Genomic DNA, 26,195 nt, shown 5'->3' on the forward strand with positions numbered 1-26,195 from the left:
AACAAGAATGAATATATTGGTTATCAACGCCGGAAGTTCTTCCATTAAATTTCAAGTACTACAAATGCCTTCTGAAGAGCTTATTTGTAGCGGAATTCTAGAACGTATAGGCAATACTGATGCGGTACTCACCTACAAAACACGTAGTATGGAGGTTACTGAAACAGGAAATATAACAACTCATAAAGACGGTTTTCATAAAATTGTAAACTTGTTAATGCATCCAGATAAAGGCGTCATAGACCGCATGGAAGATATTCATGCGGTTGGACATCGTGTGGTACACGGCGGGAAGTTGTTTTCAAATACTACTATAATCACGGCTGAGGTAAAGAGTAAAATTAAAGAATTTTCTTCTCTTGCACCTCTGCACAACCCAAATAATCTTGAAGGAATTCTTATCGCAGAAGATCTTTTTCCCTTAGCAAAACAAATAGCAGTATTTGACACAGCTTTTTATAAAAGCCTACCCGAAAAGGCTAAAAAGTATGCGATACCCAACAAGTTTTACACAGAAGATAGCATACAAGTCTATGGTTTTCATGGGACTAGTCACAAATATGTTTCTGAAAAGGCTATAGAATACCTACAATTCAAACCATCCAAAATCATAAGCATTCATTTAGGTAACGGTTGCAGTATGACAGCAGTTATGAATGGGAAGAGTGTGGATCATAGTTTGGGTTTTGCGCCTTCTAATGGTCTTATAATGGGTTCTAGAAGCGGTGATATAGACCATGCTATTATCTTTTATTTAATAAACCATCTAGGGTACGACCTGCAAGAGATCGAGCGTATTTTAAATAAAGAAAGTGGCCTGTTAGGGCTTACTGGTTACACTGATTTAAGAGATGTGCAACTAGCAGCAGAAAACGGAAATAAAGACTGTATACTCGCTCTAGAAATGAATGCCTACCGAATTAAAAAATATATTGGTGCGTATGTAAGCGTTATGAATGGGCTAGACGCCATAGTGTTTACCGCGGGAATTGGGGAGAATTCTAGTGTGCTTAGAAAAAAAGTTTGCACAGAAATGGAGTACTTCGGAATTGATCTGAACAACGCAAAAAATGAACAGCGATCCAATGCTGTTAGGGAAATCAATACGGCTGTTTCTAAAGTAAAAATACTTGTGATTCCAACTAACGAAGAGTTGGAAATTGCAAAGCAAACTTTTGAGTTACTTGCTATTAAAACGAAGTAACCTTAAAGCGTTTAGAACTACAACAATAGTAGAGCCTTCGTGAAAAGCAACAGCCAAACCAATGTTTGTAAGACCTAAAATAGTCGCTGGAACTAATAAAACGACCACGCCCAAACTTATCCAGATGTTTTGTTTTATAACACGTTTAGAGGCCCTGCTCAGCCCTATCACAAAAGGTAAGTTCTCCATTTTATCAGACATCAATGCGACATCTGCGGTTTCTAGGGCTACATCGCTACCCGCAGCTCCCATAGCAATACTAACCGTGCTTAAGGCCATTGCTGGGGCATCGTTGACGCCATCACCTACCATTGCTATTTTACCATCGTGTTGTAAAAGGGATTTAATAGCGGCTACTTTATCTTCAGGTAATAAGTTTCCTCTTGCTTCGGTCAGACCAATTTGTTGAGCAATAGCATCACCCACATTTTGATGATCTCCAGTAAGCATGATCATGCGTCTTATACCGATTTCCTTTAATCGTTTAAGAGTACTAGCAGCTGTTTTACGAGGTGTATCCATGACACTTATCAATCCAGCTATTTTATTTTTAAAAGCAACCATCATTACTGTATGGCCATTTTTTAAAAGGTCTTCCATTTTAGAAACGAGTACTTCATCCATATCAATAGACGCGCTTTCCATCAACTTCATGTTTCCAATAAAGACTTTTTCTTGAAGGTATGTAGCTTCAATTCCTTTGCCTTGGATAGCATTCACATTTGTCGCTTTATTAGCAACTTCTATGTGGTACTGGCTTTTTATATCTTTAGCTACAGCTCTGGCTAGTGGATGGTTACTTAAGCTCTCTACTTCAAGTACTAATTGTACAAAATCACTTTCCTTAAAGTCATTCCATGGAATTATATGAGTAAGTTTTGGTTTTCCTTCTGTGAGGGTACCGGTTTTATCAAATGCTATAGTGGTAATTTCGCCTAGGTTCTCTAAAGCTTTTCCACCTTTTATGAGTACTCCTTTTTGTGCAGCTCTCGCAATACCACTTAATACTGCGCTAGGTGTAGAAATAGCCAGCGCACAGGGGCTTGCCGCTACTAAAACAGTAATAGCTCTGTAAAGACTGCTGTTAAAACTCTCGTCAATAATTACATAAGCAAAACATAATAATACAACTACAAGTATCACTAAAGGGACATACCATTCTTCAAATTTCTTAGTGAGTCTTTGGGTAGGGGACTTTTGAGTTTCCACTTCACTGACCATTTTAATTAATCTGGAAACAGTAGAATCTTTACTCAACTTGAGTACCAGTACATCAAGACTGCTGTCACCGTTAATCGTACCTGTAAAAACGATATGTTTTTTATCAATAGTATCAAATGACGGTACATTAGTTTTGTCTGCGATAAATGTTTTATCAACCGGTATACTTTCTCCTGTAATTGGAGCTTGATTGACACTGCTACTGCCGCTAATAATGACACCATCAGCAGCAATTTTGGTATTGGGTTTTACAACGATAATATCAGTTATACGCAAGTCTTTTATGGCGACTTCTTCCAGTCTACCTTCCTTCTTTAAAAGAGCCGTTTTTGGAGATAATTTACCTAAAGCCTCAATAGATTTTTTAGCCTTATTCATGGCGTAATGTTCTAACGCATGACCTAAACTAAAAAGAAATAATAATAAAGCTCCTTCTGGCCATTTATCAATATATGCCGCCCCAGCAGCAGCAGCAATCATTAGAAAATCGATATCAAAACCACCTTTGATGATTTTTTTTGAGGCTTCCATAGAAATAAAATAGCCTCCAAAAAAGTAAGAAATGATATAGCCTGATAAAGATACCCCTGTTGGGAAAGCAATGAGTTGTTCCATCAAAAAACTCGTGAATAGAAAAATACCGCTTAAAAGAGCAAAAAACAACTCTGTTTTATGACTTGAAATGGAATGATGATCGGGAGTCTGATCTTCTTCTTTGTGTGCTACCATGTAAAATAACTTTCTACTCAATTTAATACTTTAATCTGTAAGTCATTCATAAAAGATCAGTTCGTAAAAATTTTACGGTTAAATTAACCTTCAACTTTGTGCTAGAAAGAGGTAAGTCCATCGTTCCTACTTCCTGATCTTGACGATCTACTAAATGTGGGACTGCTGGGTTAATTTGATCTGGGATAGGTGCGAATAGTATCTAAGCGATAAGCATTTACACGAACAAATCGGCTCTTGTTTAAATCTATAGTACTGTGTGCTGTGGAAGGACATTGACACGAGCCCAAACCCTGTTTTCTAAGTACAGATAATTTCTTGCAGAGAGGTCATAATAGACCAAATAGTCTGGAAAATATACATAACGTACGGCTTCAATTCTATCTGGATAAAACCACCGTGGTAGAGGTGTATCGAGAGTAGGAGCTGTAATAATTAGTGCACAACTTCTCAACACTAGAAATACAGTAAATAAGAGGAAGAACGATATACGAGCCTTATTATTCATAATGATATGGATATGCTACCAAGAAACTAAGGAAATAATGATGCTGAAATGGCGAGGGTCATTTTAAAAGTAAAGCCATTAAAATATATTTCAGTGACAACACTGAACGAATTCATAAAAAATTTCATAAAAATATATATATTCAGAAGTATAAAGAGCTTTCTACACAAATGCCGCGCTACCTTCTAAGACTATTGAACAAGTAAAAAGCGGGGAGATCCTAAAATAGCTTTCTTAATTATCAGCAGCGTATTTCAATTTATAAATTAATGTTTAAAAACCCTTTTAAAACATCTACTTGAAACTCGCCTACGGCATACAGGTTTGCATCTGCATTCATTAACACTAGTCCATATGCTAAATGCGAGAGCTTACAATCTTGGATAACTCCGTTTTCTAGCCCGCTAAAAATCGGCATAAAATGTTTGTGTGCTCCTATACCAGAAGAATGAGCTACCTTGATAGCTTTTTCAACAGCAGCTGTAATTTGTTCTGGAGACAATCCTTTGTCCAATAAATCACTGGCCAAATATTTCATGTTTACGGAGTAATAAAAGTCCATAAAATTATGAACGGCATGAGATACATCATATCTTTCTGTATATAGTATTAATTCCATAATTTGTTATTTTAAAATTGATTGGCAAAGAAGTCTATGATCAGTAATAGAGTGTCTAAAGACCTTTTAAGTCTTCAAAACATTTTTATTAAACATTTAAAAGTTAGTAGTTAAAGTTTCCATTTTTAAAAGGATATAGTGATGTTGTTCTCTTGATGTTGCGTCAGAAACTCCATTTTTACCCTTGTCAATTCTCGATAATAATTTTTCGTGTTCCACAACACTCTTTTCCAGATCTTTAAATAAATCCTTGTGGATCGTATCCAGATTCTTTAGCATTTTTTCATAGTTTGTAGGGACCTTTCCTGACGCTTCCTTTTTCTTTAATAAATCTTCAAAGAATCGTATCTCATCTTTCCAGAATGCAATGGTATTTAACCATTCCGTATTTTTTGTAATGTAAAACTTCTAATGCTGCACCTAATAAATATAGTGCTTTTGGGTTTAATTTTAAAGCATCCATAATTGTAAATTTTAATTTTCTTGAGCTGTACTAGTGGAATATCTTAGTCCACTGTATATCTATTAAATAAACTAACCTTCAGTAATTTTTGAGCATCATCTAATAGTTGTTGAACTTCTCTAAGAGAGCTGTTTCTTATCTGAGCAATTTCTTCTAACTCGAGATGTTCGTTTGTAAACAATTCAAAAACAGTGCGCAGGGCAGGTGGTAGGTTATGTAACACCATCTCTATGTGGCTTTGAATCTTTTCATCACTAATATTGTTATCGATTTTATCGATCATGGCCTGTTCTTTATTTTCTATAAATACGTGGTTTAACTTATAGTCATTATGGTTGTAAGACATATCATCTAACTCTTCTATCATCAGTAAATCGCCACCTCCATCAGTGCTGTATTTCTCTTCCATTTCATCCCATTCAGGCTTTGTATACACGTCAATATTCTTAAAGAAAATTTCATCAAACTCTTCTTCTATAATGACATCTTCTAACAGCTCATTGGTCTTTTTATACAGCCAGAGATAGAAATCTTTTTCATGTTCAACTTCTTCAATGTTGTCATAGATTTCAATAAACAATTGATCTATAAAATCAGCGGCTTTATATTTCCCTTTGGAGAAGTGACCTTTTTTTATTGCCGTATGCAGTCTGCTATTGATATAGGACTCTATTTCGGGCATTATTTTCAATACCAATTCATTAAACGAAGCTTGTTTGCCTTCTTTTTTTAGTTGAATAAGTGTTGTATGCGTATGGGTTATGAATACACGGAACTCCTTTTTGTTTTGATAGGAAAGATTGGTTTGCATAGGATACATATATAAATAAGTGAGTCGTAAAGATGTAACCTTGATACGGTAGATAAAATGACATTAGTCAGTAAATAAGAATAAATATATAACGCTGACCTGCATCTTTTTAGATGTTCTTGATGCAGAGTACATTTGAATAAATTAATTGAGTTACACACTTAGCATCTGTTTTATATCTTTATGATAAATTGGTTTAGCTATTACCATTCTTTCTATTGTTTTATGGAATATGCTCTGTTTGGATTGAGATCGATTAATTCTAAAACAGAATTCGTCAAAGTAGCTTTGCACATGCCATTTACTAACATGGGTAGGTATTGCTCTCAACCAAGATTTTAACTGCATAATTACAACATGTAGTTCTTTAAAATTACTTCCGTTATTACTTAGCTTCTGCTCTATATCATAATTCTTTTTAAGTGGAGCATAACCTCTCCATTTATCGGTAACTATTTTTGCAGAGGGATCTATATGTTCTTCAAATATTGGAGTTAGTGATTTAGCTGAGTAATCATCTATAGACTTCACATAAACTCTTTTGATTTTATGTTCGGCGCTCAGTTCTACCGCTATCACTGCTTTTTTCTTTTTTGAATCGTAACTTCTACCTTGCTTGCCTTGTTCTTTTCCCCCTACGGTAAATTCATCTACATGAACTATTTCGGTTAGAGGATATTTTTGACTGCTTTTCATTGACTTTCTAACTTTCTGCATGAAATACCAAGCGGTACCTTGACGGATATCAAATCGCTTTCCCATTTGAACACTGGAAACACTCTTGGTACTAGTACTCATTTCAAACACAACGCAGAATGCCTTTTGCAAACCAAATTTAACCTTATGAAACAAGGTGTTTGCAGTGGCGCTTTCAACGTGATTGCAACTGTAACAGTGATATCTATAACCAGATTTTTCACAGCCCTTAGTGTGACCACATTTTGTACATGTAAAACCATCCTGCCATTTTATTTTTGCTAAATATGCTTTACAAGTATCATCATCTGGCAGTTCTTTCACAAAACTCAGTATATTTTGACCTTTAAATACTTCCATAACCCGTGTTATTAATGATAACAAGATACGGAAACTATATGACTAACTCAATAAATTAATTATCGTTTTATCAAAAATCAACACATGATGAAATCAGATGTAACTGTTATAGAAAACGCCTTTGTTGACTTAGTGGGGCAACCAAATATGGATAAAGCTTCAGTTGATGTTATTGTAGATAAAGGCACAATAACTCTTGCGGGTACTGTAGAATATCATTCCAAGAAACGCGCTGCAGAAAAATCGTTTTTGTGAACTAAAAACTGGACAAAGACAATGTGTTGAACAAAATATTCAAATAGTAGGGGCATTGGTATGATTCTCAAACACGATCAATGCAAAATATATTTTAAAGCAAAGCATTATCAGAACATCCCATAAGCATATAGAGTATCCTACAGATGTGTCATCTTGTCTTTGCTATAAAACAGCCTGTTATTTAGGATGTTTTGACGCAGTAGATTCTTTATAAGGCCTGATCAAGGTTCCTGAAAAAAAATGACAATACGTTAAATATCATCTAAATGGTTAAAAAAAATTATATTTGTAAAAGAATGAAACAAATATTCCACAGATCAATAGCAGTTTGTATGGCAATTGTAGTGCTTATGACTACCATGTCATTCACTATTGATATGCACTATTGTGGGGATACTATGGTGGATTACTCTTTCTTTCACAATGCAGCTACTTGCAACATGGAAAAGGCAGTTGTAACGCCTAGCTGTGAGAATTCAGAAATGAAAAAAAAGTCCTGTTGTTCAGACGAGCAGGTAATTATCGCGGGACAAGATGATTTAAAAGATAATTTTTCAAATCTTACCTTCGAGCAACAAGTCTTTGTTGCTTCATTCAGCGCTACTTATATCAGTCTGTTTGAAGGAACAACTTCAAAAAAGGTTCCTTTTATAGATTACGCACCACCTTTTGTCAAACGCAATGTGCAAGTACTGCACCAGTCGTTCTTAATTTGATTTTTAAACACTAGCCCAGTCCCATTAACTATCGGGATCGGGAAAAAGCCCTAAAGTTCTTACATCTAGGGTAAAATGTATGGTGCTTGTTTTTCTGTAATCCAGAAGTTCCATCCTTTTATAACTGTTTAATTATCAAAGCATATGCTTAATAAAGCAATCAAATTCCTTATCGAGAACAAACTTGTTGCCGTTTTAATGCTTACTCTATTTGTAGGTTGGGGTATGGTAAACGCACCCTTTGGTTGGGATACAGGTTTTCTACCTTCTGATCCCGTGGCAGTAGATGCCATTCCCGATATTGGTGAGAACCAGCAGATTGTTTTTACCAAATGGCAAGGTCGATCTCCACAAGATATTGAAGACCAGATTACGTATCCTTTAACAACCTCATTACTGGGGATTCCTGGAGTAAAAACAATTCGCAGTTCTTCTATGTTTGGTTTTTCCAGTATCTACATCATTTTTGAAGAAGATATAGAGTTCTATTGGTCCCGCAGTCGGATTTTAGAGAAGTTAAATTCGCTGCCAGCTAACTTATTACCAGATGATGTAAATCCTTCTTTAGGACCGGATGCCACAGGTTTAGGTCAAATATATTGGTACACCTTAGAAGGTCGTGATGAAAAGGGAAATGTAACCGGAGGATGGGATTTACAAGAGCTGCGCAGCATTCAGGATTATTATGTGAAATATGCCCTTTCTGGTGCAAGTGGGGTTTCAGAAGTAGCTTCTATAGGGGGGTATGTTCAGGAATATCAGGTAGATGTGGACCCAGAAAAAATGCGTCAATACAAGATAGGCCTTAACCAAATTGTCAAAGCAGTAAAAGAGAGCAATCAAGATATAGGAGCGCAAACCTTAGAAATTAATCAAGCAGAATATTTAGTTCGTGGTTTGGGTTATATCAAGTCTATAGCAGACATTGAAAATGCTGTCGTTTCTTCAGAAAACTTTACAGCATTGCGCATTAAGGATGTGGCAAAAGTACATTTAGGGCCCCAAGCCAGGCGTGGTATTCTGGACAAAGAAGGTGCTGAAGTTGTCGGGGGAGTTGTGGTAGCGCGTTACGGTGCAAACCCTATGGAAGTCATCAATAATGTAAAAGCAAAAATTGAAGAACTCAAAGGTGGTCTGCCTTCAAAAGTGCTGGCAGACGGTCGTACCTCTCAACTTACCGTAGTTCCTTTTTATGACCGTAGCGAGCTTATTGAAGAAACCCTGGACACGCTAAGCGAGGCATTGACGCTAGAAATCTTAATTACCATTTTGGTTATTATCATCATGCTCTTTAATTTAAGAGCTTCTATCTTAATTTCTGGACTTTTGCCAGTTGCGGTTTTAATGGTTTTTGTAGCCATGAAAATCTTCAATGTAGATGCTAATATTGTGGCACTTTCAGGTATCGCCATCGCCATTGGTACTATGGTTGACGTGGGTGTTATTCTAGCCGAAAATATGATTCGGCATATGGACGATGAGAAGTTACGCTTTAGCGAAAGCGGGGAGGAATTCACCACAAATGAAATTATATACAACGCTACAGCAGAGGTTTCTGGAGCTATTTTAACAGCTGTTCTGACTACGATCATAAGTTTTGTACCCGTCTTTACTATGATAGGGGCCGAAGGAAAATTATTCAGGCCACTAGCGTTTACAAAAACTATGGCACTTTCGGCATCTTTAGTCATCGCTTTATTTATCATACCGCCATTAGCCGCATATTTATTTAAGAAGAAGAATATTAAAATCTCCTTTAATTATGTGCTGAATAGTTCCCTTATAGTACTGGGTGTTTTCGCTATAATTTATGGGTATTGGTTAGGATTGATTTTAGTTGCTTTTGGTATTACAACGCTATTAACCTTGAGAAATACGCTTTCGCGAAAGCGTGCCAACCTTATAAATATCATTATAGCATCAGCTGCTATTGTTGTATTACTGGCAACTTACTGGAGACCACTAGGCTTTGACAGAAGCATTATTGTTAATCTAATTTTTGTCTCTATCATTTGCTTTGGAATTCTAGGGCTATTCTCTGTATTGAGAAGGTATTACGGTCGGATTTTGAGATGGGCATTAGCAAATAAACTCTTGTTTTTAGTGATTCCTACAGCAGTACTTGTTTCTGGTGTATGGATCATGAATACCACAGGAAAGGAATTCATGCCATCGCTTAATGAGGGCTCCTTCCTATTCATGCCTACCTCTTTGCCACATGCGGGTGCAGAAGAAAACAAACGCGTATTGCAACAATTGGATATGGCAGTAGCTAGCATTCCAGAGATAGAAACTGTAGTAGGTAAATCGGGTAGAACAGAGAGTGCACTTGATCCTGCACCCCTTTCTATGTATGAAAATATGATTCAGTACAAGTCTGAATATATGCGCAATGAAAACGGAGAACGACAGCGCTATAAAGTCGATGCAAACGGGCTTTTTATAACAAAAGACGGGCATCTTGTTATCAATCCTAATACCGATATAGACGCTAATAAGAACGAGTACGATGCCTCCAAATTAAGAGATCCATTTAACATGGAAAATAAGCATCTATTAGAAGATGAAGATGGGGAATACTATCGCAACTGGCGACCTGAAATTAAAAACCCCGATGATATATGGAATGAAATCGTAAAGGTGACCAAGTTGCCAGGGGTGACCTCTGCTCCTAAATTACAACCTATTGAAACTCGATTGGTCATGCTGCAAACAGGAATGCGAGCACCTATGGGAATTAAAGTTAAAGGTCAAGATTTAGCACAAATTGAAGCCTTTGGTTTACAACTAGAAGAGATTCTAAAACAAGCCGAAGGGGTAAAAGAACAAGCTGTTTTTGCTGACCGTATTGTAGGTAAACCTTACTTATTAATCGATATCAAACGCGAGCAATTAGTGCGATACGGTATATCAGTTATGGATGTGCAGCAAATTTTACAAGTGGCTGTTGGTGGAATGCCATTGACACAAACGGTAGAAGGTCGAGAACGTTATGGGGTGCGCGTGCGTTACCCAAGAGAATTACGTAGCAATCCAGACGATCTTAAAAAGATTTATGTCCCAGTAGAAAAAGGCAGCCCTGTTCCTTTGGGAGAGCTGGTAGATATACGTTATGAAAAAGGCCCACAAGTGATTAAAAGTGAAGATACTTTTTTGATAGGTTATGTGTTGTTTGATAAGCTCGATGGATTTGCCGAAGTAGATGTCGTGGAAAATGCCCAAGCATTGATCCAACAAAAAATAGCTGCTGGTGACCTAATGGTTCCTAAAGGAATCAGTTATCAATTTACAGGAACTTACGAAAATCAATTGCGCGCAGAGAAAACACTTTCAGTTGTGGTCCCACTAGCACTGATCATTATTTTTCTCATACTTTATTTCCAGTTCAAATCTGTAAGCACTTCGCTTATGGTATTTACAGGTATCACAGTTGCTTTTGCCGGTGGTTTTATAATGATCTGGCTGTATGGTCAAGATTGGTTCTTTAATTTTAGTTTTTTTGGCGAGAACATGCGCGATCTATTTAACATGAAAACCATCAATTTAAGCGTGGCGGTTTGGGTTGGTTTTATAGCCTTGTTCGGTATAGCAACTGATGATGGTGTAGTTATGGCAACCTACCTCAAGCAGAGCTTTGATCGGGAAAAACCTGTGGATGTAAAAGGGATACGTCATGCGGCATTAGAGGCTGCTCAGCAACGAATTCGTCCTTGTTTGATGACTACAGTAACCACTATTCTCGCCTTACTTCCTGTACTGACCTCGACTGGAAAAGGAAGTGATATTATGATACCTATGGCGATCCCAATTTTTGGGGGAATGGTGATCGATATTACTTCATATTTCTTGGTGCCGGTGCTTTATAGTTGGCAAAAGGAATATCAATGGAGGAAAAAAGAGAGGTTGGAGGCTGGAAGCAGGAAGCTGGAGGCTGGAAGTTAGAAGTTGGAAGCTGGATGTTGGATGCTGGAAGTTGGAGGTTGGAAGTTGGAGGCTGGAAGTGGGAAATTGGATGCTAGAAGTTAGAAGCTGGATGTTGGAGGCTGGAAGTTGGAAATTGGATGCTGGAGGTTGGATGCTGGAAATTGGATGCTGGAGGTTGGAAATTGGAAATTGGATGCTGGAAGTTGGAAGCTGGAAGTTGGAGGTTGGAGGCTGGAAGTTGGAGGCTGGAGGTTGGAAGTTGGAAGTTGGAGGCTGGAAGTTGGAGGCTGGAAGTTGGAAGGCGGAGGCTGGAAGCTGGAAATTGGAAGCTGGAGGTTGGAAATTGGAAGATGGAAGATGGAAGATGGATGCTGGAGGTTGGAAGTTAGAAGCTGGAAGTGAAATTTAAAAAAAAAATAGCGGAATGATACAATCGTATAAAGATTTGGAAGTTCACAAAATGTCTTTTGCCTTAGCAATGGAGATCTTTTGGGTAACTCGAAAATTTCCGAAGGAAGAGGTTTATTCCTTGACTTCTCAAATCGTGCGGTCATCGCGGTCTGTGAGTGCAAATATTAGTGAAGGCTGGGCAAAACGAGTTTATGAAGGTGTTTTTAAGCAGCATCTTATTCATTCGTTGGGATCCAATTCTGAAACGGAAGACTGGTTGAATGACGCTTCTGAATGTGGATATCTTCCTAAGGATGTATTCACCGACTTAATTAAGAAGAACGATTCAATCGGTAGAATGCTTACAAAGCTTCATCAAAACTGGAAGAGCTATGAAAAATAGGATATTAAATATGAAAGGAAGTAATAAGTGGAAGTTGTCAAAAATCCAATTTCCAGCTTCCAGCTTCCAACTTCTTACAGCGCTAGCCATAGCTGTTTTCATCCAAGACGGTGTGCAGGCGCAGTCTCTAGAATCATACATTCAAGAAGCTCAAGCCAACAACCCTGAAATCCAAGCCTTTAATCTCCGTTACAATATTGCGGAAGAAAAAGTCAATGAAGCCAACTGGCTACCCAGCACAGAACTAAGCGCAGGCTACTTTGTGAGCGAACCAGAAACTAGGACAGGGGCGCAACGAGCAAGAATTGGTTTTAAGCAAATGTTGCCCTGGTTTGGTACCATCACCGCTCGTGAAAATTTTGCTTCCTCCATGGCTGAAGCCGAATATGTGGAAGTCACAATTGCCAAAAGAAAATTAGCGCTATCCGTGGCTGGAAGCTATTATAATCTTTATCAGATACGAGCGAAGCAGGTCGTGCTTTATGAGAATATTCAACTGTTGGAAACCTATGAACGGCTTGCGCTTACCTCCATAGAAGTAGGCAAGGCATCAGCGGTGGATGTGTTGCGGTTACAGATACGGCAAAATGAATTGCAGCAACAAAAAGAAGTGCTGGAGGAAGAGTTCCTGGCAGAACAAACGGTGTTCAATAACTTACTGAACCGTGATCAACTGATGGCGGTGGACTTAGTCCCTTCACTAGAAATTCCAGCGGAAGATCTTGTGTACGGTTCAGATGCGTTGACACTCAATCCGGAATTGCTCAAGTACGACAGGCTTTACGAATCTGTGGCTCAGTCAGAATTGCTCAACAAGCGGGAGAGTTTACCTATGTTGGGCTTCGGTGTGGATTACCTGCCCGTCACCGCTCGAACGGATATGAACCCTTCGGATAACGGGAAAGACGTTTTGATGCCTATGTTTTCGGTTTCCATTCCCATTTTCAATAATCGTTATAAATCCATTTCCAAGCAAAATGAGTTGCGTCAGCAGGAAATTGAGACCCAAAAGATGCAACGGTTGAATGTGTTAGAATCCGCTTTCGCGAAATCGAAATCCCAACGCAACCAGGCACGTATAAAATTCAATACACAACAGAAAAACCTGAAACAAGCCCGCGATGCGGAAGAAATCCTCATTAAGAATTATGAAACGGGAACGATAAACTTCAATGATGTGCTGGATATTCAAGAGTTGCAATTAAAATTTCAGATGAACCAAATCGAATCTGTGCAGATGTATTATGTGCAAGCGGCGCTTATCAATTATTTAACGATGCAGACCTAACAGATTTTAAAAACCTGTTAGGTCTAAAAGAACCTGCTAGGTCTAGACAACAAAACAACACTATGAAGTATCAACCTTTTGAAACAGGACATTATTTCCATATTTATAATAGGGGGAACAACAATGAGAATATTTTCTTGGAAAAAGAAAATTACACCTATTTCTTGAAGTTGATGAAAAAATACCTACTTCAGGTAAGCAATATTTATAGTTATTGTTTATTGCCAAACCATTTTCACATTCTTCTAAAATTTAAAGAGGATTCAGAATTTCAAGTAGATAAAAAAGAAAAAAAACCAGTGCTGCACCAGCCGTTTTCAAATATGTTGAATGCGTATACCAAATCAATAAATAAAAGGTACAACAGAAAAGGAAGTCTATTTCAGGAACATTTAAAAAGAATAAAAATCACCGAAGAGCAATATTTTTTTAAATCTGATTATATACGTGAACACAAATCCATCGCACCATCAAATTGAAGACTTTAGGACTTATAAATATTCCTCGTATGCCGCATTGATCAGCCAAAAAGAAACTTTATTAAAACGTAATGAGGTGATTCAGTTTTTTGACGATGTAGAGAATTTCAAATATGTATTGAAACCCAAAAAAGTGGGTGTCGACGATGATCAGGAAGTCAGTTTAGAATAGAATTATACAGACCTAACAGGTTTTTAAAACCTGTTAGGTCTAAAAACCCTAATAGGTTTAAAAAAGAATAATTATGAAACAAAATTTCTACATAAAAAACATGGTATGCGATCGGTGTATTAAGGTGCTCAAAAATGAGATCGAGGCACAAGAAATTGAATTGACTGAAATCGAACTGGGGCGCATACAGCTCAATGTCGAGAATGATCTAGAAATAGATCAACTGAAGCAGATTTTAGAGAGCAATGGTTTTGAGCTTATTGATTCTCCTGAAGATGAATTGACGGAGCAAGTCAAGATCCATCTCATCAAAATTTTGGGGGAATTACCAATGGAACTAAACGAGAAATTATCGACCCATCTCGCAGAAAAAATGCATCAGGATTATTCAAAAATTAGCAAAGTGTTCTCTACAACAGAAGGCATTACTATTGAGAAATATTACATCAAACTCAAGATCGAGAAGGTCAAGGAATTGATACAGACACAAAGGAAAAACTTTACGGAGATAAGTCAGCTATTAGACTACAGTCATATCAATCATTTAAGTAGGCAATTTAAATCCGAAACAGGCTTAAGTCTTTCAGAATACAAAGCAGAACAAAAAAACACGAGAAACCCATTGGACCAAATTGTATAGATATGAACCATAATTGTGACACAACGCACTGAATAACAGAAGTATATTTGATATCCATTGTGTTAAAATTAAAAACTATGAGAATGAGAATATTAGTTGTGCTCTTTCTAAGTGTTTCCTTCGGGGCAAAGGCACAATTGACGGCAAATAAAACGGAAGAAAATGTGGACAACTGGCCAGAGCATGTTTATGATCTTAGCATAGATTATGAAATAGTAAACTTTACTGGAAAGCATATAAAAGCAATGACAGTGAATGGAGGAATTCCTGGTCCTAATCTGGAATTCAATGAAGGGGAGTTTGCGATTATCAATGTCACCAATAAGATGGATGTAGAAACATCAGTTCACTGGCACGGATTGATTTTGCCTAATTTCTACGATGGCGTACCTTACTTGTCCACACCACCTATTAGACCTGGAGAAACGCTACAATACAAGTTCGCTTTAAAACAATCTGGAACCTATTGGTACCATTCGCATACAGGATTACAAGAACAACGTGGTGTGTATGGTAGTATTCAAATAAACCCAAAAACTACAGATCTGAAATACGACAAAGATCTGGTTTTAGTTCTTTCAGACTGGATGGATGAAAACCCGCAATCACAACTAAAAAACCTGAAACGTGGTAACGAATGGTATTTGATTAAAAAGGGTCAGGTTCAAAGTTTAGATAAATTAATAGCACAAAACGCAGTTGGCGCCAAATTGAAAATGGCCTGGCAGCGCATGCCAGATATGGCGATTTCTGACAACTACTTTGACAAATTCTTTATCAATGGAAGTGCCCAGCAAAACTATCCTGATTTCAAAGCTGGTGATCGAGTGAGACTGCGATTCGTAAATGCGTCTGCAGCGACTTATTACTGGTTAACCTTTGGTGGCGATGACCCGATGTTGGTTTCGGCAGATGGTCTTGATGTCGTTCCTGTGAAACATAATAAGACCTTGATAGGTGTTGCAGAAACTTATGATTTCATCGTTACCGTTCCTGAAAATGGCAAATTACAGGTTAGAGCCACAGCACAAGATGGTTCAGGAGAAGCTTCAGCATTTATCGGGACAGGGGTACTACTTGAAGCGCCAGTAAATCCAGAACCCAACCTTATTAAAAGCATGAAACAGATGATGTCCATGGGTATGAAAATGGGTGCACCAGCTTCTAAATTCAATCCATCTAAAAATGATTCCATTCAGGTAATGGAAAAATATAAGATGGATATGAGCGGGATGCAAATGGACGGAATGTCAATGGACGATGGCGAGATGAAAATGGAGATGGATGGAGAAATGCAGGGAATGAAGATGGATTCGCTTTCGCGAAAGCGAAATAACGACAAGTCTAATGCCATGAAAAAAGATATGAAAATGTCCAAATCGCAGATGAAGATGAAGGGCAACCAGATGATGAATCACAACATGAAAATGGAAGATGATTCAGAAATGGCTACAATGAAAATGGGTTATATGATCCCAGATGATAAAGTAGTTGGTGACAATATGAAAACCGGTGGCAATCCAGCATTTAATTACAACTACTTGCGTGCGAAAGAATCTACTGTGATTAAAAATGATAAGCCAGTGAAGGAGATGCTGTTCAACCTAACTGGAAATATGAATCGCTATATTTGGAGTATTAATGGTGTACCTCTTTCAGAAACAGACAAGATAAAAATCAAGCAGGGCGAGGTTGTTCGCATCACGCTCAACAACCTGACCATGATGCACCACCCGATGCACCTGCACGGACATTTCTTTAGAGTGCTGAATGAAAACGGAGCATACTCACCGCTGAAGCATACGGTTAATGTAGCACCCATGCAAAAGGTGGTGATCGAGTTTGATGCCAGTGAACAAGGTGACTGGTTCTTTCATTGCCATATTTTATATCATATGATGAGTGGAATGGCACGGGTTTTTAGTTATGATACACCACGCGATGAGCGTTTAGAGGAATATCCTTTAAAAAACCTAACCAATGAAGCTGACCATATATTTACCTGGGGCGAGGTGAGCGCTGCCAGCCATATGACAGAGTTGTACGCCACCGCTACGAATATTAGAAACCAATTTACCCTAATGGGAGAATATGGCTGGAACAAGAATCTGGAAACAGAGTTTACCTATGAGCGGTATCTCAATGACTATTTCCGTGTTTTTGGTGGGGTAAATGTAGAGAATGAAGGAGCAGATAGTCTTGAGGACATCAATACTACTGCGATTGCAGGAGTGCGCTGGTTGATGCCGTTGCTCATTAATTCTGACTTTAGGATTGATAGTAAACTGCGCCCAGAAATAAGGTTCAGTACAGGCTTTATGATTTTCCCACGATTGGGAATCTATGGAGAATATGAATACCAGATGGATTTTGGTTGGGATGGCAACCTTCCACAAGGACAGGATTATGGAGAAGAAACCACTTGGCAAGTTGGATTGGAATATGTCTTAAGTCGCAATTTTTCTTTGATGAGCAGCTATGACAATAGGTTTGGCGCTGGTGGTGGATTGTCATTAAGATTTTAAATACGTAAATTAATAACCTTTATAAATACAAATAATATGAAAACAATGAAAAACAGTTTAGGAATCGTAGCTCTTGCTACTGCAATGACGCTTACCGTATCCTGCAAGGATGCATACAAAAGTGAGGCTCCTGAGCCTATGGTCAATGAAATGCATCAATCGTCCATGGAGGATGCAGAGGATATGTCAATGGATAACAACCAAAACTCAGGTACTGAAGCAGTTTTGAAGGATTATTTCAGTCTGAAAGACGCATTAGTTAGTGATGACAATTCAACATCCAAGGATTTGGGAATGACATTGACAAAATCACTAAAGTCTTTTGATGCATCCAACTATACTGCTAGTCAGCAGTCAGAATTGAAGGATATTATTGAAGATGCCACAGAGCACGCAGAGCATATTGGTGAAAGCGATATCAAACACCAACGAGAGCACTTTAAGATATTAAGTAAAGATATTACTGATATGGTAGCTATTACAGGAACTGAAATGAAACTGTATGAGCAATTTTGCCCTATGTATGACGGTGGTGGTGCATGGCTAAGTACCAAAGAAGAAATAAGAAACCCTTACTTCGGTAGCTCCATGTTGAAATGTGGTAAAGTACAGCGGGAGATCAATTAGAGGCTGAATGTTGGAAGCTAGAAACTGGAGGTTGGATGTTGGATGTTGGATGTTGGAAGCTGGAAGTTGGAAGTTGGATGTTGGAAGTTGGATGTTGGAAGCTGGAAGTTGGAAGTTGGAAGCTGGAAGTTGGATGTTGGATGTTGGAAGCTGGAAGATGGATGTTGGAAGTTGGATGTTGGAAGTTGGATGTTGGATGTTGGATGTTGGAAGCAGGATGTTGGAAGTTGGAGGCTGGAAGTTGGAAGCTGGATAGCAGCTTAAACGATATAAAATGAAAATTTTTAAGTTTATTGCTTGGTTGGCTCTTGTTGCTTTGATTGGGATACAATTCTTTCCCATAGATCGCAATGAGAGCTACTCAAGGCCTGAAACTGATTTTATGGTCGTCAATGACGTGCCTGCTGAAATTCAGCATCAGTTACAGGTATCTTGCTACGATTGCCATAGTAATAATACGGCCTATCCTTGGTACAATAACATCCAGCCTATTGCCTGGTACTTAGAAGATCATGTTAAAGAAGGAAAAGCCGAGCTTAATTTCAGTGAATGGGAGACTTATTCCAGTAGAAGGAAAAACAGTAAATTAAGGTCAATGATGAAGCAGATTGAAAGTGGTGAGATGCCTCTAGAGAGTTATACCCTAATTCACGGTGATGCCGTACTGTCCAAAGCACAGCAAACCGATGTTATAGAGTACCTAGTGAAGTTAAAAGAGAACAGAAACTAACCAATTTAAAAACCAACCAAAATGAACAATTTTAAAGCTATTTGTACGGTATTCATAATCTCATTAACAGTGCTTTCCTGTTATGAAAAGACACCTCAACTTGCGCAAGAGACAACAATTAGTAATGAAGAAGTCGTTGACACTTCAAAAGAAAAAGAAGCGGTTGTCACAGTGATGAAATCCTATAAAGATGCGATTCAAAACTTAACGACAGAGGGTACTTTTGAACTGTTCACAACAGATGCTAACATATTTGAACAAGGTAAAGTAGAGGGGTCTTATAAGGAGTATATAGACGGTCATTTAGGTCCAGAATTAGGTCATTTCAAAAGCTTTACTTTTTCTGATTATGCAATAGATACCACTGTGAATATGCCATATGCATATACTACAGAAAACTATCTATATACTATTGTATTGAAAGGAGATGAAGCCAAGGGCATTAAGGAACGCACCATTGAAAGTAAGGGCGTGGCGACCTCCATTTTAGAAAAAATTGAGGGGGAATGGAAAATCATACATTCACACACCTCCTTCAAGAAGTTAAATCAGTAATTATGAAACACACCTATCACATACAAGGAATGACCTGTAATGGTTGTCGCAGTCACGTCGAGCAGACGCTTTCTAAAGTGGATGGTGTAACTCATGTTTCGGTAAATTTAGAAAATGCAGAAGCCACCATTGAAATGGAATCCCACATTCCTCTCGAGACCTTTCAAAAGGCACTTCAAGAAGATGGCGATACGTATTCGATTCATAAAAGTCCCCTCCCAACCTCCCCAAAGGAGAAGAGCCCAAAAATTGCAAAAGGTTCGATGACACACACCTACTCCATTCACGGAATGACCTGCAACGGCTGCCGCAGCCACGTTGAAAAAATACTTTCTGAAGTAGAAGAAGTTTCAAATGCTACGGTCGATTTAGAAAAAAAGGAAGCTACCATAGTGATGGATAAACATATTCCTATTGAAAAACTTCAAGAAGTTTTAAAAAACGACGGTGGGACTTATAGCATTCACAATCTTGGCGAGCAAAGTCATTCTTCTGAAAAGACAGTAAAAACATCAAAGACTTCCAGCCCCCAACCTCCAGCTTCCAGCCTCGGTAAAGGTACTGGAACGTTCTACTGCCCGATGCACTGCGAGGATGACAAGACCTATAACAAACCTGGCGACTGTCCGGTCTGTGGGATGGACCTTGTAGAAGAACAAAATTTATCGGCCACCACAAGCGAACAGTGGACATGCCCGATGCATCCAGAAGTCATAAAAGACGAATCTGGAGCTTGTCCTATTTGCGGTATGGATCTCGTTCCTATACAGCCAGATATTTCGGCAGAAGAGAAATCCTATAAAAAACTGTTGAAGAAATTCTGGATTGCGGTGGCGTTCACCCTGCCTATTTTCCTGATCGCCATGAGTGAGATGATTCCTAACAACCCGCTGTACGAGGTGATGGAACAAAAAGGGTGGAACTGGATCCAATTTGGCCTGTCCATTCCTGTCGTGTTTTATGCGACTTGGATGTTTTTTGAACGTGCCTATAGAAGTGTGAAGACATGGAATCTTAATATGTTTACCCTTATCGGTATAGGTGCAAGTGTGGCCTGGCTATTCAGTGTTTTTGGGATGTTGTTTCCAGACTTTTTCCCAGAGCAGTTTAAAACAGAATCTGGTGCCGTACACGTCTATTTTGAAGCGGCTACTGTTATTCTTACTTTGGTGTTGATGGGTCAAGTACTGGAAGCACGTGCACATAGCAAAACCAACTCTGCTGTCAAAGAATTATTGAAGCTAGCGCCTAATAAAGCAGTACGTGTGGTAGATGGTAACGAAGAAGATGTATCCATTGACCACATTCAAAAAGGAGATATTCTAAGAGTTAAACCAGGTGATAAAATTCCTGTGGACGGCATTATCACCGAAGGGAAAACCACCGTGGATGAATCCATGATTTCTGGAGAGCCTATTCCGGTTGATAAAGCTGAGAATGATCAAGTAAGCAGCGGTACCATTAATGGTAACCAATCCTTCTTGATGAAGGCCGAAAAAGTAGGAAGCGATACTTTGCTTTCTCAAATCATAAAAATGGTCAACGACGCCAGTCGCAGCCGTGCACCCATCCAGAAGTTGGCCGACACGGTTTCCGGTTATTTTGTGCCAGTGGTGGTTGGAATTTCCATCATCACCTTTGCCGTATGGGCGATTTGGGGGCCTGAGCCCGCTTATGTATTTGCCTTGGTCAATGCCATTGCCGTCTTGATCATCGCCTGTCCTTGTGCGTTGGGACTAGCTACACCTATGTCTATTATGGTGGGCGTAGGTAAAGGCGCTCAAAACGGAGTGCTGATCAAAAATGCGGAAGCTCTGGAAAAAATGGACACCGTAGATACCTTGATAGTAGACAAGACAGGAACCATTACAGAAGGAAAACCGACTGTGGAAAAAATAGGTGTGTTTGGAGATCGCTTTCGCGAAAGCGAAATAACACAACTCGTTGCATCCCTCAACAGTTCCAGCGAGCATCCACTTGCGGAAGCCACCGTTAAATACGGTAAAGAACAAAATACGGAAATTTTAAAAACTGAAAACTTTAGTGCCGTAACCGGTAAAGGAGTCGAAGGAACCGTTGATGGTAAAAAACTCGATTTAGGAAATGCCAAAATGATGGCATATGCTAATGCTACCATTTCGCCAGAAATGGAAACTGAGGTACAATCCTTTCAAAAACAAGGTAAGACAGTTTCTTATCTGGCGATAGACGGCGTGGTATCTGGATATGTAGTGATTGGTGATAAAATCAAAGCAACCAGCGCTGAGGCAATTGCAGCGCTGCAAGAAAAAGGCATTGCTGTCATCATGTTGACAGGGGATAATCATGATACGGCTCAAGCCGTAGCTAGTGAGCTCCACCTAGCTGATTTTAAAGCAGGTATGTTACCAGAAGACAAACTCAACGAAGTAACTAAATTACAAGAACAAGGTAAAGTGGTTGCCATGGCTGGTGACGGTATCAACGATGCACCGGCACTTGCTAAAAGTGACGTAGGAATCGCGATGGGAACGGGAACTGATGTCGCCATCGAAAGCGCTATGATTACATTAGTCAAAGGCGATTTACACGGGATCTTAAAAGCAAAAAATTTAAGCCATGCCGTAATGAAGAATATCAAGCAAAACCTATTTTTTGCACTGGTTTACAATACATTGGGTGTGCCTGTAGCTGCTGGAGTATTATTTCCTTTCTTTGGAATATTATTATCCCCTATGATTGCAGCTTTAGCAATGAGTTTTAGCTCTGTTTCCGTTATTGCAAATGCCTTAAGACTCAAATCAAAATCAATCAACTAATCTATATTTATAATGAAATATACAATCATTCTTTTAGGCCTCGTACTATTAACTTCCTGCAAGGAAACCTCAAAAGAGATGGAAATGGAACAAGTGGAAGAAGTTGCTGTACAGGAAACAACCGCAGCAGATTCAACAGAGAAAAAACCATTGAGCCCGCATGCAAATACTATGGCAATGATAGGTGATGCGCACATACATGTTGATTATTCGTCACCAGGAGTTCGCAATCGTATTGTATTTGGAGGCTTGCTTCCATATAATGCCGTCTGGCAGGCGGGCGCTCACAATGCTACTTGGATGGAAACGAATAAGGATCTAAGCATCGCTGGTAAGGAGTTGAAAGCAGGAAAATATGGATTCTTTGTAATTCCCAATGAAAAGGAGTGGACAGTCATTTTCAATAGCAATTGGGATCAACACGGCAAGGACGAATATGATGAAACAGATGATGTACTGCGATTTAAAGTAATGCCTACAGTATCAGAAGATGTTCAGGAGCATTTAGAATACACGGTAGAAAAGACCAGCGACACTTCAGGAAAAATCAGTATGAGTTGGGAAAAAGTGACGATCGAGTTTCTATTTACGGTAAAATAGAATGGTAAAGAGAAAAACAGGGCTTAAGATTAGAAAAGCACACCGGTATTTAGGTATCTTTTTAGGTATTCAGTTTTTAATGTGGACCATTAGTGGCATGTACTTCGGCTGGACCGATATTGATGAGATTCACGGCGACCATTTCAAAAAGGAAGTTCCACATCAGAGCGCATTTTCAGATTTGTTGGGAAGCTCGCAGTTGAAGATCAAAGGGCCTATTCGTTCGTTGGAACTGCTAGAGATTGCAGATTCACCTTATTATTGGATTAATGAAACGGCACTTTATGACGCGCGTACAGGTGCAAAGAAAAAGGAACTAACGGCAGATGAGGCAATCCAAGTAGCGCAGCGGTATATGCTTTCAGACTTAGAATTTGATCAAATAAAGCGTATTGAAACCGTGGGCGATCATCACGAGTATCGCGGCCGGCCATTGCCAGCTTATGAGATTTCCTACAAGACCGATGAAAACCTAAAAGCCTATGTAGCTATGGAGAACGGAGCTTTTCAAACCGTACGACATCGAGACTGGCGTTGGTTTGATTTCCTGTGGATGACGCATACCATGGATTATCAAGGACGTGATGATTTCAATACCATCGTCCTAAGAGTATTTTCTCTATTAGGATTAATTACGGTGTTCAGTGGCTTTTTGCTATGGTTTACCAGTTCACCTACGATTAGAAAAGTAAAAAAACGGATTAATTAAAATACTAAGTATCATGGAAAACAACGACAAAATGAATCATGACTCAATGAACAAAAACCAATACACAAAATTTGTGGTCATGCTTGCGGCATCATTTGTGGCAATGTACATCACGATGTATTTGAATACCTATTCCATTGATCACGTCTATTTCAGCTTGACTCGATTTTATATGAGTTGTTTGGGTATTTCTGCCATGGCCGTTATTATGTTTGTAGCGATGCGAGGGATGTATCAAAATAAAAAGAAGAATAGTGCCATTATCGTTGGTAGTATCGCTCTCTTTTTAGGCGCGTTGGGATTGGTACGTGATCAGGAGTCGACGGTAGGAGACGTATTGTGGATGAAGGCGATGATCCCGCATCACTCGATTGCTATTTTGACCAGTGAACGTGCTGATATTAAGGATCCAGAAGTAAAAGAGCTAGCAAATGCCATTATTGAGGCTCAGAGAAAGGAAATAGGCGAAATGAAAGCGATGATAAAAAGGCTGGAGGATAAATAGTATGAGTTTAAGTATGATGATTTGGGCGCCCGGGCGGGCTATCCGTTACAATCTTTTTTATGCTGAAAAAGCACAAAAAAGGATTTCCACTTCTATCCCTAGCGCAAAAAACAACAACGAAAACAAACCTAACAGGTTTTTAAAACCTGTTAGGTTTAAACCATAGCAGGTCAACCATTTATTAAAATTAGAAATTAAGCAAATGCTATTATTGAGGCTCAGAGAAAGGAAATAGGCGAAATGAAAGCGATGATAAATAGGCTGGAGGATAAATAGTATGAGTTTAAGTATGATGATTTGGGCGCTCAAGCGGGCTATCCGTTACAATCTTTTTTATGCTGAAAAAGCACAAAAAAGGATTTCCACTTCTATCCCTAGCGCAAAAAACAACAACAAAAACAAACCTAATAGGTTTTAAAAACCTGTTAGGTTTAAACCATAGCAGGTCAACCATTTATAAAAATTAAAAACTATGAATAAGAACATTTTATATATAGGAATCGCGGTAATTATAGGACTGCTTGCTGGTTGGCTCATTTTTGGAAGCAATTCCATAGATACACCATCCAGTAAGGATCTGTCTGACATGTCAGACAGCCATGACCACGCAGGCGAATCTGCAGAACAAATGTGGACCTGCTCCATGCACCCACAAATTATGAAATCAGAGCCAGGCGATTGCCCTATTTGCGGTATGGAGCTTATTCCAGCCGAGTCCAGTGCAGAAGGTCTTGCGGCAAATGAGATCAAAATGACTAAAAATGCCATGGCACTCGCTAATATTCAAACCACAACGGTAGGTAGCGGTGCGGCTTCTGATGATGAAGGAATGATATCGCTGTCTGGCAAGATTGCTGCTAACGAAGAAAATAACTCTGTACAAGCCAGTTATTTTGATGGTCGTTTGGAAAAACTGAATGTAAGTTATGAAGGCCAGCAAGTAAGTCGGGGACAATTATTAGCCACGATCTATGCGCCTCAACTGGTAGCAGCGCAACAAGAATTAATTACAGCAGCTTCTTTAAAAGAATCTCAACCAGAATTGTATCAAGCGGTACGCAATAAATTGAAGAATTGGAAACTGTCGGAAAGTCAAATTAATACCATAGAATCTTCAGGTAAGGTACGCGATAATTACCCTGTATATGCTACAGTTTCAGGAACAGTGGTACTCGTAATGGCAGCAGAAGGTGATTATCTCAAACAAGGACAACCTATCCTAAAAGTAACTAACTTGAATTCGGTTTGGGCAGAATTTGATGCGTATGAAAGTCAACTATCCAACCTTAAAGAAGGACAACAAATAAAAGTAACGACTAACGCTTATGCCAACAAGGAATTTGATGCCACCGTATCTTTTATAGATCCCATGCTTAACAATGCCACTCGTACGCTAACCGTTAGAGCAACACTTAAAAATACAGAGGGTATTTTTAAGCCCGGAATGTTTGTGACTGGCAAATTGAAAGGAGAAACAAATAGGAACGAGGAATCACTTACAGTTCCTGCAAGTGCTGTGATGTGGACTGGAGAACGCTCGTTAGTTTACATTAAAACCAGTCTTAATGAGCCTGTTTTTGAAATGCGAGAAGTAAGGATCGGTAACCGTAGTGGTGAAAATTATACGATTACCGCAGGACTTCAAAATGGCGATGAGATTGTTACCAACGGTACTTTTACCGTTGATGCTGCTGCCCAATTACAAGGTAAAAAGTCCATGATGAACCAAGGAAAGGAAGAGCTTATTGAGATGCCCATGTCTGAAATGAAAATGAAATTCTCTGAAAGCTTTCAGAAGGACTTTAAAAAGGTTTTACAATCCTATTTGCAAATGAAAGATGCCTTTGTAGTCAGTGATTCAGAGCAGGTTTCCGCTTTCGCGAAAGCGACATCAAAATCTTTAAAGTCTATAACTATAGGAAGTCTGGGTAAAATGGAACAATCGCATATTAAGAAAAGTATTGAAATGCTCGACGCCATTGCCAAAAATGAAGACCTTGAAAACCAACGAGATCATTTTGTAATACTGAATGAGAACATGGTAGTTATCGCGATGAATGTTAAAGGAGCAACTCCTGTATATGTTCAGAAATGCCCTATGGCTAACAACAACAAAGGTGCTGTGTGGTTGAGTACCGAAAAAGATATAAAAAACCCGTATTACGGTGATGCAATGTTGACCTGCGGAAGTGTGATTGAAGAGATCAATTAGCACACACAGCAGGCAAAGGTTGAAACAATACTAAATCAAAATCATACAAGGAA

The 26,195-nt window shown here is 38.8% G+C and carries 25 protein-coding genes; 19 read left to right on the forward strand and 6 right to left on the reverse strand.

Going from position 1 to position 26,195, the window contains the following annotated elements; translation table 11 throughout:
* The first annotated feature begins 7 nt into the window (after window positions 1-7).
* Window positions 8-1,204 (forward strand): acetate/propionate family kinase, encoded by a 1,197-nt coding sequence (locus tag F0365_RS10280; RefSeq protein ID WP_169933605.1) that lies wholly within the window; start codon window positions 8-10, stop codon window positions 1,202-1,204.
* Here F0365_RS10280 and F0365_RS10285 read toward each other — a convergent pair.
* From F0365_RS10285 to F0365_RS10305, 5 genes are all read right to left on the reverse strand, one after another.
* Window positions 1,181-3,175, reverse strand: a complete 1,995-nt coding sequence (locus F0365_RS10285) for a heavy metal translocating P-type ATPase (RefSeq protein ID WP_240961601.1) — start codon at window positions 3,173-3,175, stop codon at window positions 1,181-1,183. The two genes, F0365_RS10280 and F0365_RS10285, sit on opposite strands and share 24 nt — an antisense overlap.
* A gap of 746 nt (window positions 3,176-3,921) precedes the next feature.
* Window positions 3,922-4,281 carry a hypothetical protein gene (locus tag F0365_RS10290; protein ID WP_169933606.1) on the reverse strand — a complete coding sequence of 120 codons (360 nt, stop codon included), beginning with the start codon at window positions 4,279-4,281 and terminating at the stop codon, window positions 3,922-3,924.
* A gap of 96 nt (window positions 4,282-4,377) precedes the next feature.
* On the reverse strand, window positions 4,378-4,560 hold the full coding sequence (locus F0365_RS10295; protein WP_169933607.1) for a hypothetical protein: 183 nt from the start codon (window positions 4,558-4,560) through the stop codon (window positions 4,378-4,380).
* A 227-nt stretch (window positions 4,561-4,787) separates the two neighbouring features.
* A complete protein-coding gene (locus F0365_RS10300; RefSeq protein ID WP_169933608.1) occupies window positions 4,788-5,555 on the reverse strand; it encodes an RNA polymerase sigma factor in 768 nt (255 codons plus the stop codon).
* 153 nt (window positions 5,556-5,708) lie between these two features.
* A complete protein-coding gene (locus F0365_RS10305; RefSeq protein ID WP_169931964.1) occupies window positions 5,709-6,611 on the reverse strand; it encodes an IS1595 family transposase in 903 nt (300 codons plus the stop codon).
* Window positions 6,612-6,695: 84 nt separating this feature from the next.
* Between F0365_RS10305 and F0365_RS10310 the strand changes: the two genes are divergently transcribed.
* The 11 genes from F0365_RS10310 to F0365_RS10355 all read left to right on the forward strand — a co-directional run bounded on the left by F0365_RS10310 (window position 6,696) and on the right by F0365_RS10355 (window position 18,033).
* The gene (locus F0365_RS10310; RefSeq protein WP_169933609.1) at window positions 6,696-6,866 is read left to right on the forward strand and encodes a hypothetical protein; all 171 of its coding nucleotides are present in this window, start codon (window positions 6,696-6,698) and stop codon (window positions 6,864-6,866) included.
* Window positions 6,867-7,165: 299 nt separating this feature from the next.
* Window positions 7,166-7,585: an HYC_CC_PP family protein gene (locus F0365_RS10315; protein ID WP_169933610.1), complete on the forward strand. Its 420-nt coding sequence runs from the start codon at window positions 7,166-7,168 to the stop codon at window positions 7,583-7,585.
* 144 nt (window positions 7,586-7,729) lie between these two features.
* Window positions 7,730-11,527, forward strand: coding sequence for an efflux RND transporter permease subunit (locus F0365_RS10320; RefSeq protein WP_169933611.1), 3,798 nt, complete (start codon window positions 7,730-7,732; stop codon window positions 11,525-11,527).
* A 70-nt stretch (window positions 11,528-11,597) separates the two neighbouring features.
* On the forward strand, window positions 11,598-11,918 hold the full coding sequence (locus F0365_RS10325) for a hypothetical protein (protein WP_169933612.1): 321 nt from the start codon (window positions 11,598-11,600) through the stop codon (window positions 11,916-11,918).
* A gap of 15 nt (window positions 11,919-11,933) precedes the next feature.
* Complete coding sequence (locus F0365_RS10330; RefSeq protein WP_169933613.1) at window positions 11,934-12,302, forward strand: four helix bundle protein; 369 nt, start codon at window positions 11,934-11,936, stop codon at window positions 12,300-12,302.
* On the forward strand, window positions 12,292-13,590 hold the full coding sequence (locus tag F0365_RS10335) for a TolC family protein (protein WP_410505445.1): 1,299 nt from the start codon (window positions 12,292-12,294) through the stop codon (window positions 13,588-13,590). The genes F0365_RS10330 and F0365_RS10335 overlap by 11 nt, the downstream gene beginning before the upstream one ends.
* Window positions 13,591-13,652: 62 nt before the next feature.
* Window positions 13,653-14,069, forward strand: a complete 417-nt coding sequence (locus F0365_RS10340; protein WP_240961602.1) for a transposase — start codon at window positions 13,653-13,655, stop codon at window positions 14,067-14,069.
* A complete protein-coding gene (locus tag F0365_RS16560; protein ID WP_240961603.1) occupies window positions 14,038-14,241 on the forward strand; it encodes a hypothetical protein in 204 nt (67 codons plus the stop codon). The genes F0365_RS10340 and F0365_RS16560 overlap by 32 nt, the downstream gene beginning before the upstream one ends.
* Before the next feature lie 73 nt (window positions 14,242-14,314).
* Window positions 14,315-14,881, forward strand: coding sequence for a helix-turn-helix domain-containing protein (locus tag F0365_RS10345; RefSeq protein ID WP_169933614.1), 567 nt, complete (start codon window positions 14,315-14,317; stop codon window positions 14,879-14,881).
* An 83-nt stretch (window positions 14,882-14,964) separates the two neighbouring features.
* The gene (locus F0365_RS10350) at window positions 14,965-17,406 is read left to right on the forward strand and encodes a multicopper oxidase domain-containing protein (RefSeq protein ID WP_410505446.1); all 2,442 of its coding nucleotides are present in this window, start codon (window positions 14,965-14,967) and stop codon (window positions 17,404-17,406) included.
* 36 nt (window positions 17,407-17,442) lie between these two features.
* The gene (locus F0365_RS10355) at window positions 17,443-18,033 is read left to right on the forward strand and encodes a DUF3347 domain-containing protein (protein ID WP_169933616.1); all 591 of its coding nucleotides are present in this window, start codon (window positions 17,443-17,445) and stop codon (window positions 18,031-18,033) included.
* Between the two features lie 17 nt (window positions 18,034-18,050).
* Here the strand turns inward: F0365_RS10355 and F0365_RS16805 are convergent, their stop codons facing one another.
* Window positions 18,051-18,287, reverse strand: a complete 237-nt coding sequence (locus F0365_RS16805) for a hypothetical protein (protein WP_410505484.1) — start codon at window positions 18,285-18,287, stop codon at window positions 18,051-18,053.
* 20 nt (window positions 18,288-18,307) lie between these two features.
* Here F0365_RS16805 and F0365_RS10365 point away from each other — a divergent pair, with 20 nt between their 5' ends.
* From F0365_RS10365 to F0365_RS10395, 7 genes are all read left to right on the forward strand, one after another.
* A complete protein-coding gene (locus F0365_RS10365; RefSeq protein ID WP_169933618.1) occupies window positions 18,308-18,763 on the forward strand; it encodes a heme-binding domain-containing protein in 456 nt (151 codons plus the stop codon).
* A gap of 21 nt (window positions 18,764-18,784) precedes the next feature.
* Window positions 18,785-19,318 carry a YybH family protein gene (locus F0365_RS10370; RefSeq protein ID WP_169933619.1) on the forward strand — a complete coding sequence of 178 codons (534 nt, stop codon included), beginning with the start codon at window positions 18,785-18,787 and terminating at the stop codon, window positions 19,316-19,318.
* A gap of 2 nt (window positions 19,319-19,320) precedes the next feature.
* The gene (locus F0365_RS10375; RefSeq protein WP_169933620.1) at window positions 19,321-22,116 is read left to right on the forward strand and encodes a heavy metal translocating P-type ATPase; all 2,796 of its coding nucleotides are present in this window, start codon (window positions 19,321-19,323) and stop codon (window positions 22,114-22,116) included.
* A 12-nt stretch (window positions 22,117-22,128) separates the two neighbouring features.
* Complete coding sequence (locus F0365_RS10380; protein WP_169933621.1) at window positions 22,129-22,716, forward strand: DUF2911 domain-containing protein; 588 nt, start codon at window positions 22,129-22,131, stop codon at window positions 22,714-22,716.
* Between the two features lies 1 nt (window position 22,717).
* Window positions 22,718-23,425, forward strand: coding sequence for a PepSY domain-containing protein (locus tag F0365_RS10385; RefSeq protein WP_169933622.1), 708 nt, complete (start codon window positions 22,718-22,720; stop codon window positions 23,423-23,425).
* Window positions 23,426-23,438: 13 nt separating this feature from the next.
* Window positions 23,439-23,930, forward strand: a complete 492-nt coding sequence (locus tag F0365_RS10390; RefSeq protein ID WP_169933623.1) for a DUF305 domain-containing protein — start codon at window positions 23,439-23,441, stop codon at window positions 23,928-23,930.
* 472 nt (window positions 23,931-24,402) lie between these two features.
* A complete protein-coding gene (locus F0365_RS10395) occupies window positions 24,403-26,142 on the forward strand; it encodes an efflux RND transporter periplasmic adaptor subunit (RefSeq protein ID WP_169933624.1) in 1,740 nt (579 codons plus the stop codon).
* Window positions 26,143-26,195: the final 53 nt, after the last annotated feature.

The sequence above is a fragment of the Nonlabens sp. Ci31 genome (assembly GCF_012974865.1).
Lineage (GTDB): Bacteria > Bacteroidota > Bacteroidia > Flavobacteriales > Flavobacteriaceae > Nonlabens.

Excerpts from the sequence above, each read along its gene's own strand:
- F0365_RS10280 (WP_169933605.1), top strand. The coding sequence starts at position 8 with ATGAATATATTGGTTATCAACGCCGGAAGTTCTTCCATTAAATTTCAA.
- F0365_RS10290 (WP_169933606.1), bottom strand. The coding sequence starts at position 4,281 with ATGGAATTAATACTATATACAGAAAGATATGATGTATCTCATGCCGTT.
- F0365_RS10295 (WP_169933607.1), bottom strand. The coding sequence starts at position 4,560 with ATGCTAAAGAATCTGGATACGATCCACAAGGATTTATTTAAAGATCTG.
- F0365_RS10300 (WP_169933608.1), bottom strand. The coding sequence starts at position 5,555 with ATGCAAACCAATCTTTCCTATCAAAACAAAAAGGAGTTCCGTGTATTC.
- F0365_RS10305 (WP_169931964.1), bottom strand. The coding sequence starts at position 6,611 with ATGGAAGTATTTAAAGGTCAAAATATACTGAGTTTTGTGAAAGAACTG.
- F0365_RS10310 (WP_169933609.1), top strand. The coding sequence starts at position 6,696 with ATGATGAAATCAGATGTAACTGTTATAGAAAACGCCTTTGTTGACTTA.
- F0365_RS10315 (WP_169933610.1), top strand. The coding sequence starts at position 7,166 with ATGAAACAAATATTCCACAGATCAATAGCAGTTTGTATGGCAATTGTA.
- F0365_RS10320 (WP_169933611.1), top strand. The coding sequence starts at position 7,730 with ATGCTTAATAAAGCAATCAAATTCCTTATCGAGAACAAACTTGTTGCC.
- F0365_RS10325 (WP_169933612.1), top strand. The coding sequence starts at position 11,598 with ATGCTAGAAGTTAGAAGCTGGATGTTGGAGGCTGGAAGTTGGAAATTG.
- F0365_RS10330 (WP_169933613.1), top strand. The coding sequence starts at position 11,934 with ATGATACAATCGTATAAAGATTTGGAAGTTCACAAAATGTCTTTTGCC.
- F0365_RS10335 (WP_410505445.1), top strand. The coding sequence starts at position 12,292 with ATGAAAAATAGGATATTAAATATGAAAGGAAGTAATAAGTGGAAGTTG.
- F0365_RS10340 (WP_240961602.1), top strand. The coding sequence starts at position 13,653 with ATGAAGTATCAACCTTTTGAAACAGGACATTATTTCCATATTTATAAT.
- F0365_RS10345 (WP_169933614.1), top strand. The coding sequence starts at position 14,315 with ATGAAACAAAATTTCTACATAAAAAACATGGTATGCGATCGGTGTATT.
- F0365_RS10350 (WP_410505446.1), top strand. The coding sequence starts at position 14,965 with ATGAGAATATTAGTTGTGCTCTTTCTAAGTGTTTCCTTCGGGGCAAAG.
- F0365_RS10355 (WP_169933616.1), top strand. The coding sequence starts at position 17,443 with ATGAAAACAATGAAAAACAGTTTAGGAATCGTAGCTCTTGCTACTGCA.
- F0365_RS10365 (WP_169933618.1), top strand. The coding sequence starts at position 18,308 with ATGAAAATTTTTAAGTTTATTGCTTGGTTGGCTCTTGTTGCTTTGATT.
- F0365_RS10370 (WP_169933619.1), top strand. The coding sequence starts at position 18,785 with ATGAACAATTTTAAAGCTATTTGTACGGTATTCATAATCTCATTAACA.
- F0365_RS10375 (WP_169933620.1), top strand. The coding sequence starts at position 19,321 with ATGAAACACACCTATCACATACAAGGAATGACCTGTAATGGTTGTCGC.
- F0365_RS10380 (WP_169933621.1), top strand. The coding sequence starts at position 22,129 with ATGAAATATACAATCATTCTTTTAGGCCTCGTACTATTAACTTCCTGC.
- F0365_RS10385 (WP_169933622.1), top strand. The coding sequence starts at position 22,718 with ATGGTAAAGAGAAAAACAGGGCTTAAGATTAGAAAAGCACACCGGTAT.
- F0365_RS10390 (WP_169933623.1), top strand. The coding sequence starts at position 23,439 with ATGGAAAACAACGACAAAATGAATCATGACTCAATGAACAAAAACCAA.
- F0365_RS10395 (WP_169933624.1), top strand. The coding sequence starts at position 24,403 with ATGAATAAGAACATTTTATATATAGGAATCGCGGTAATTATAGGACTG.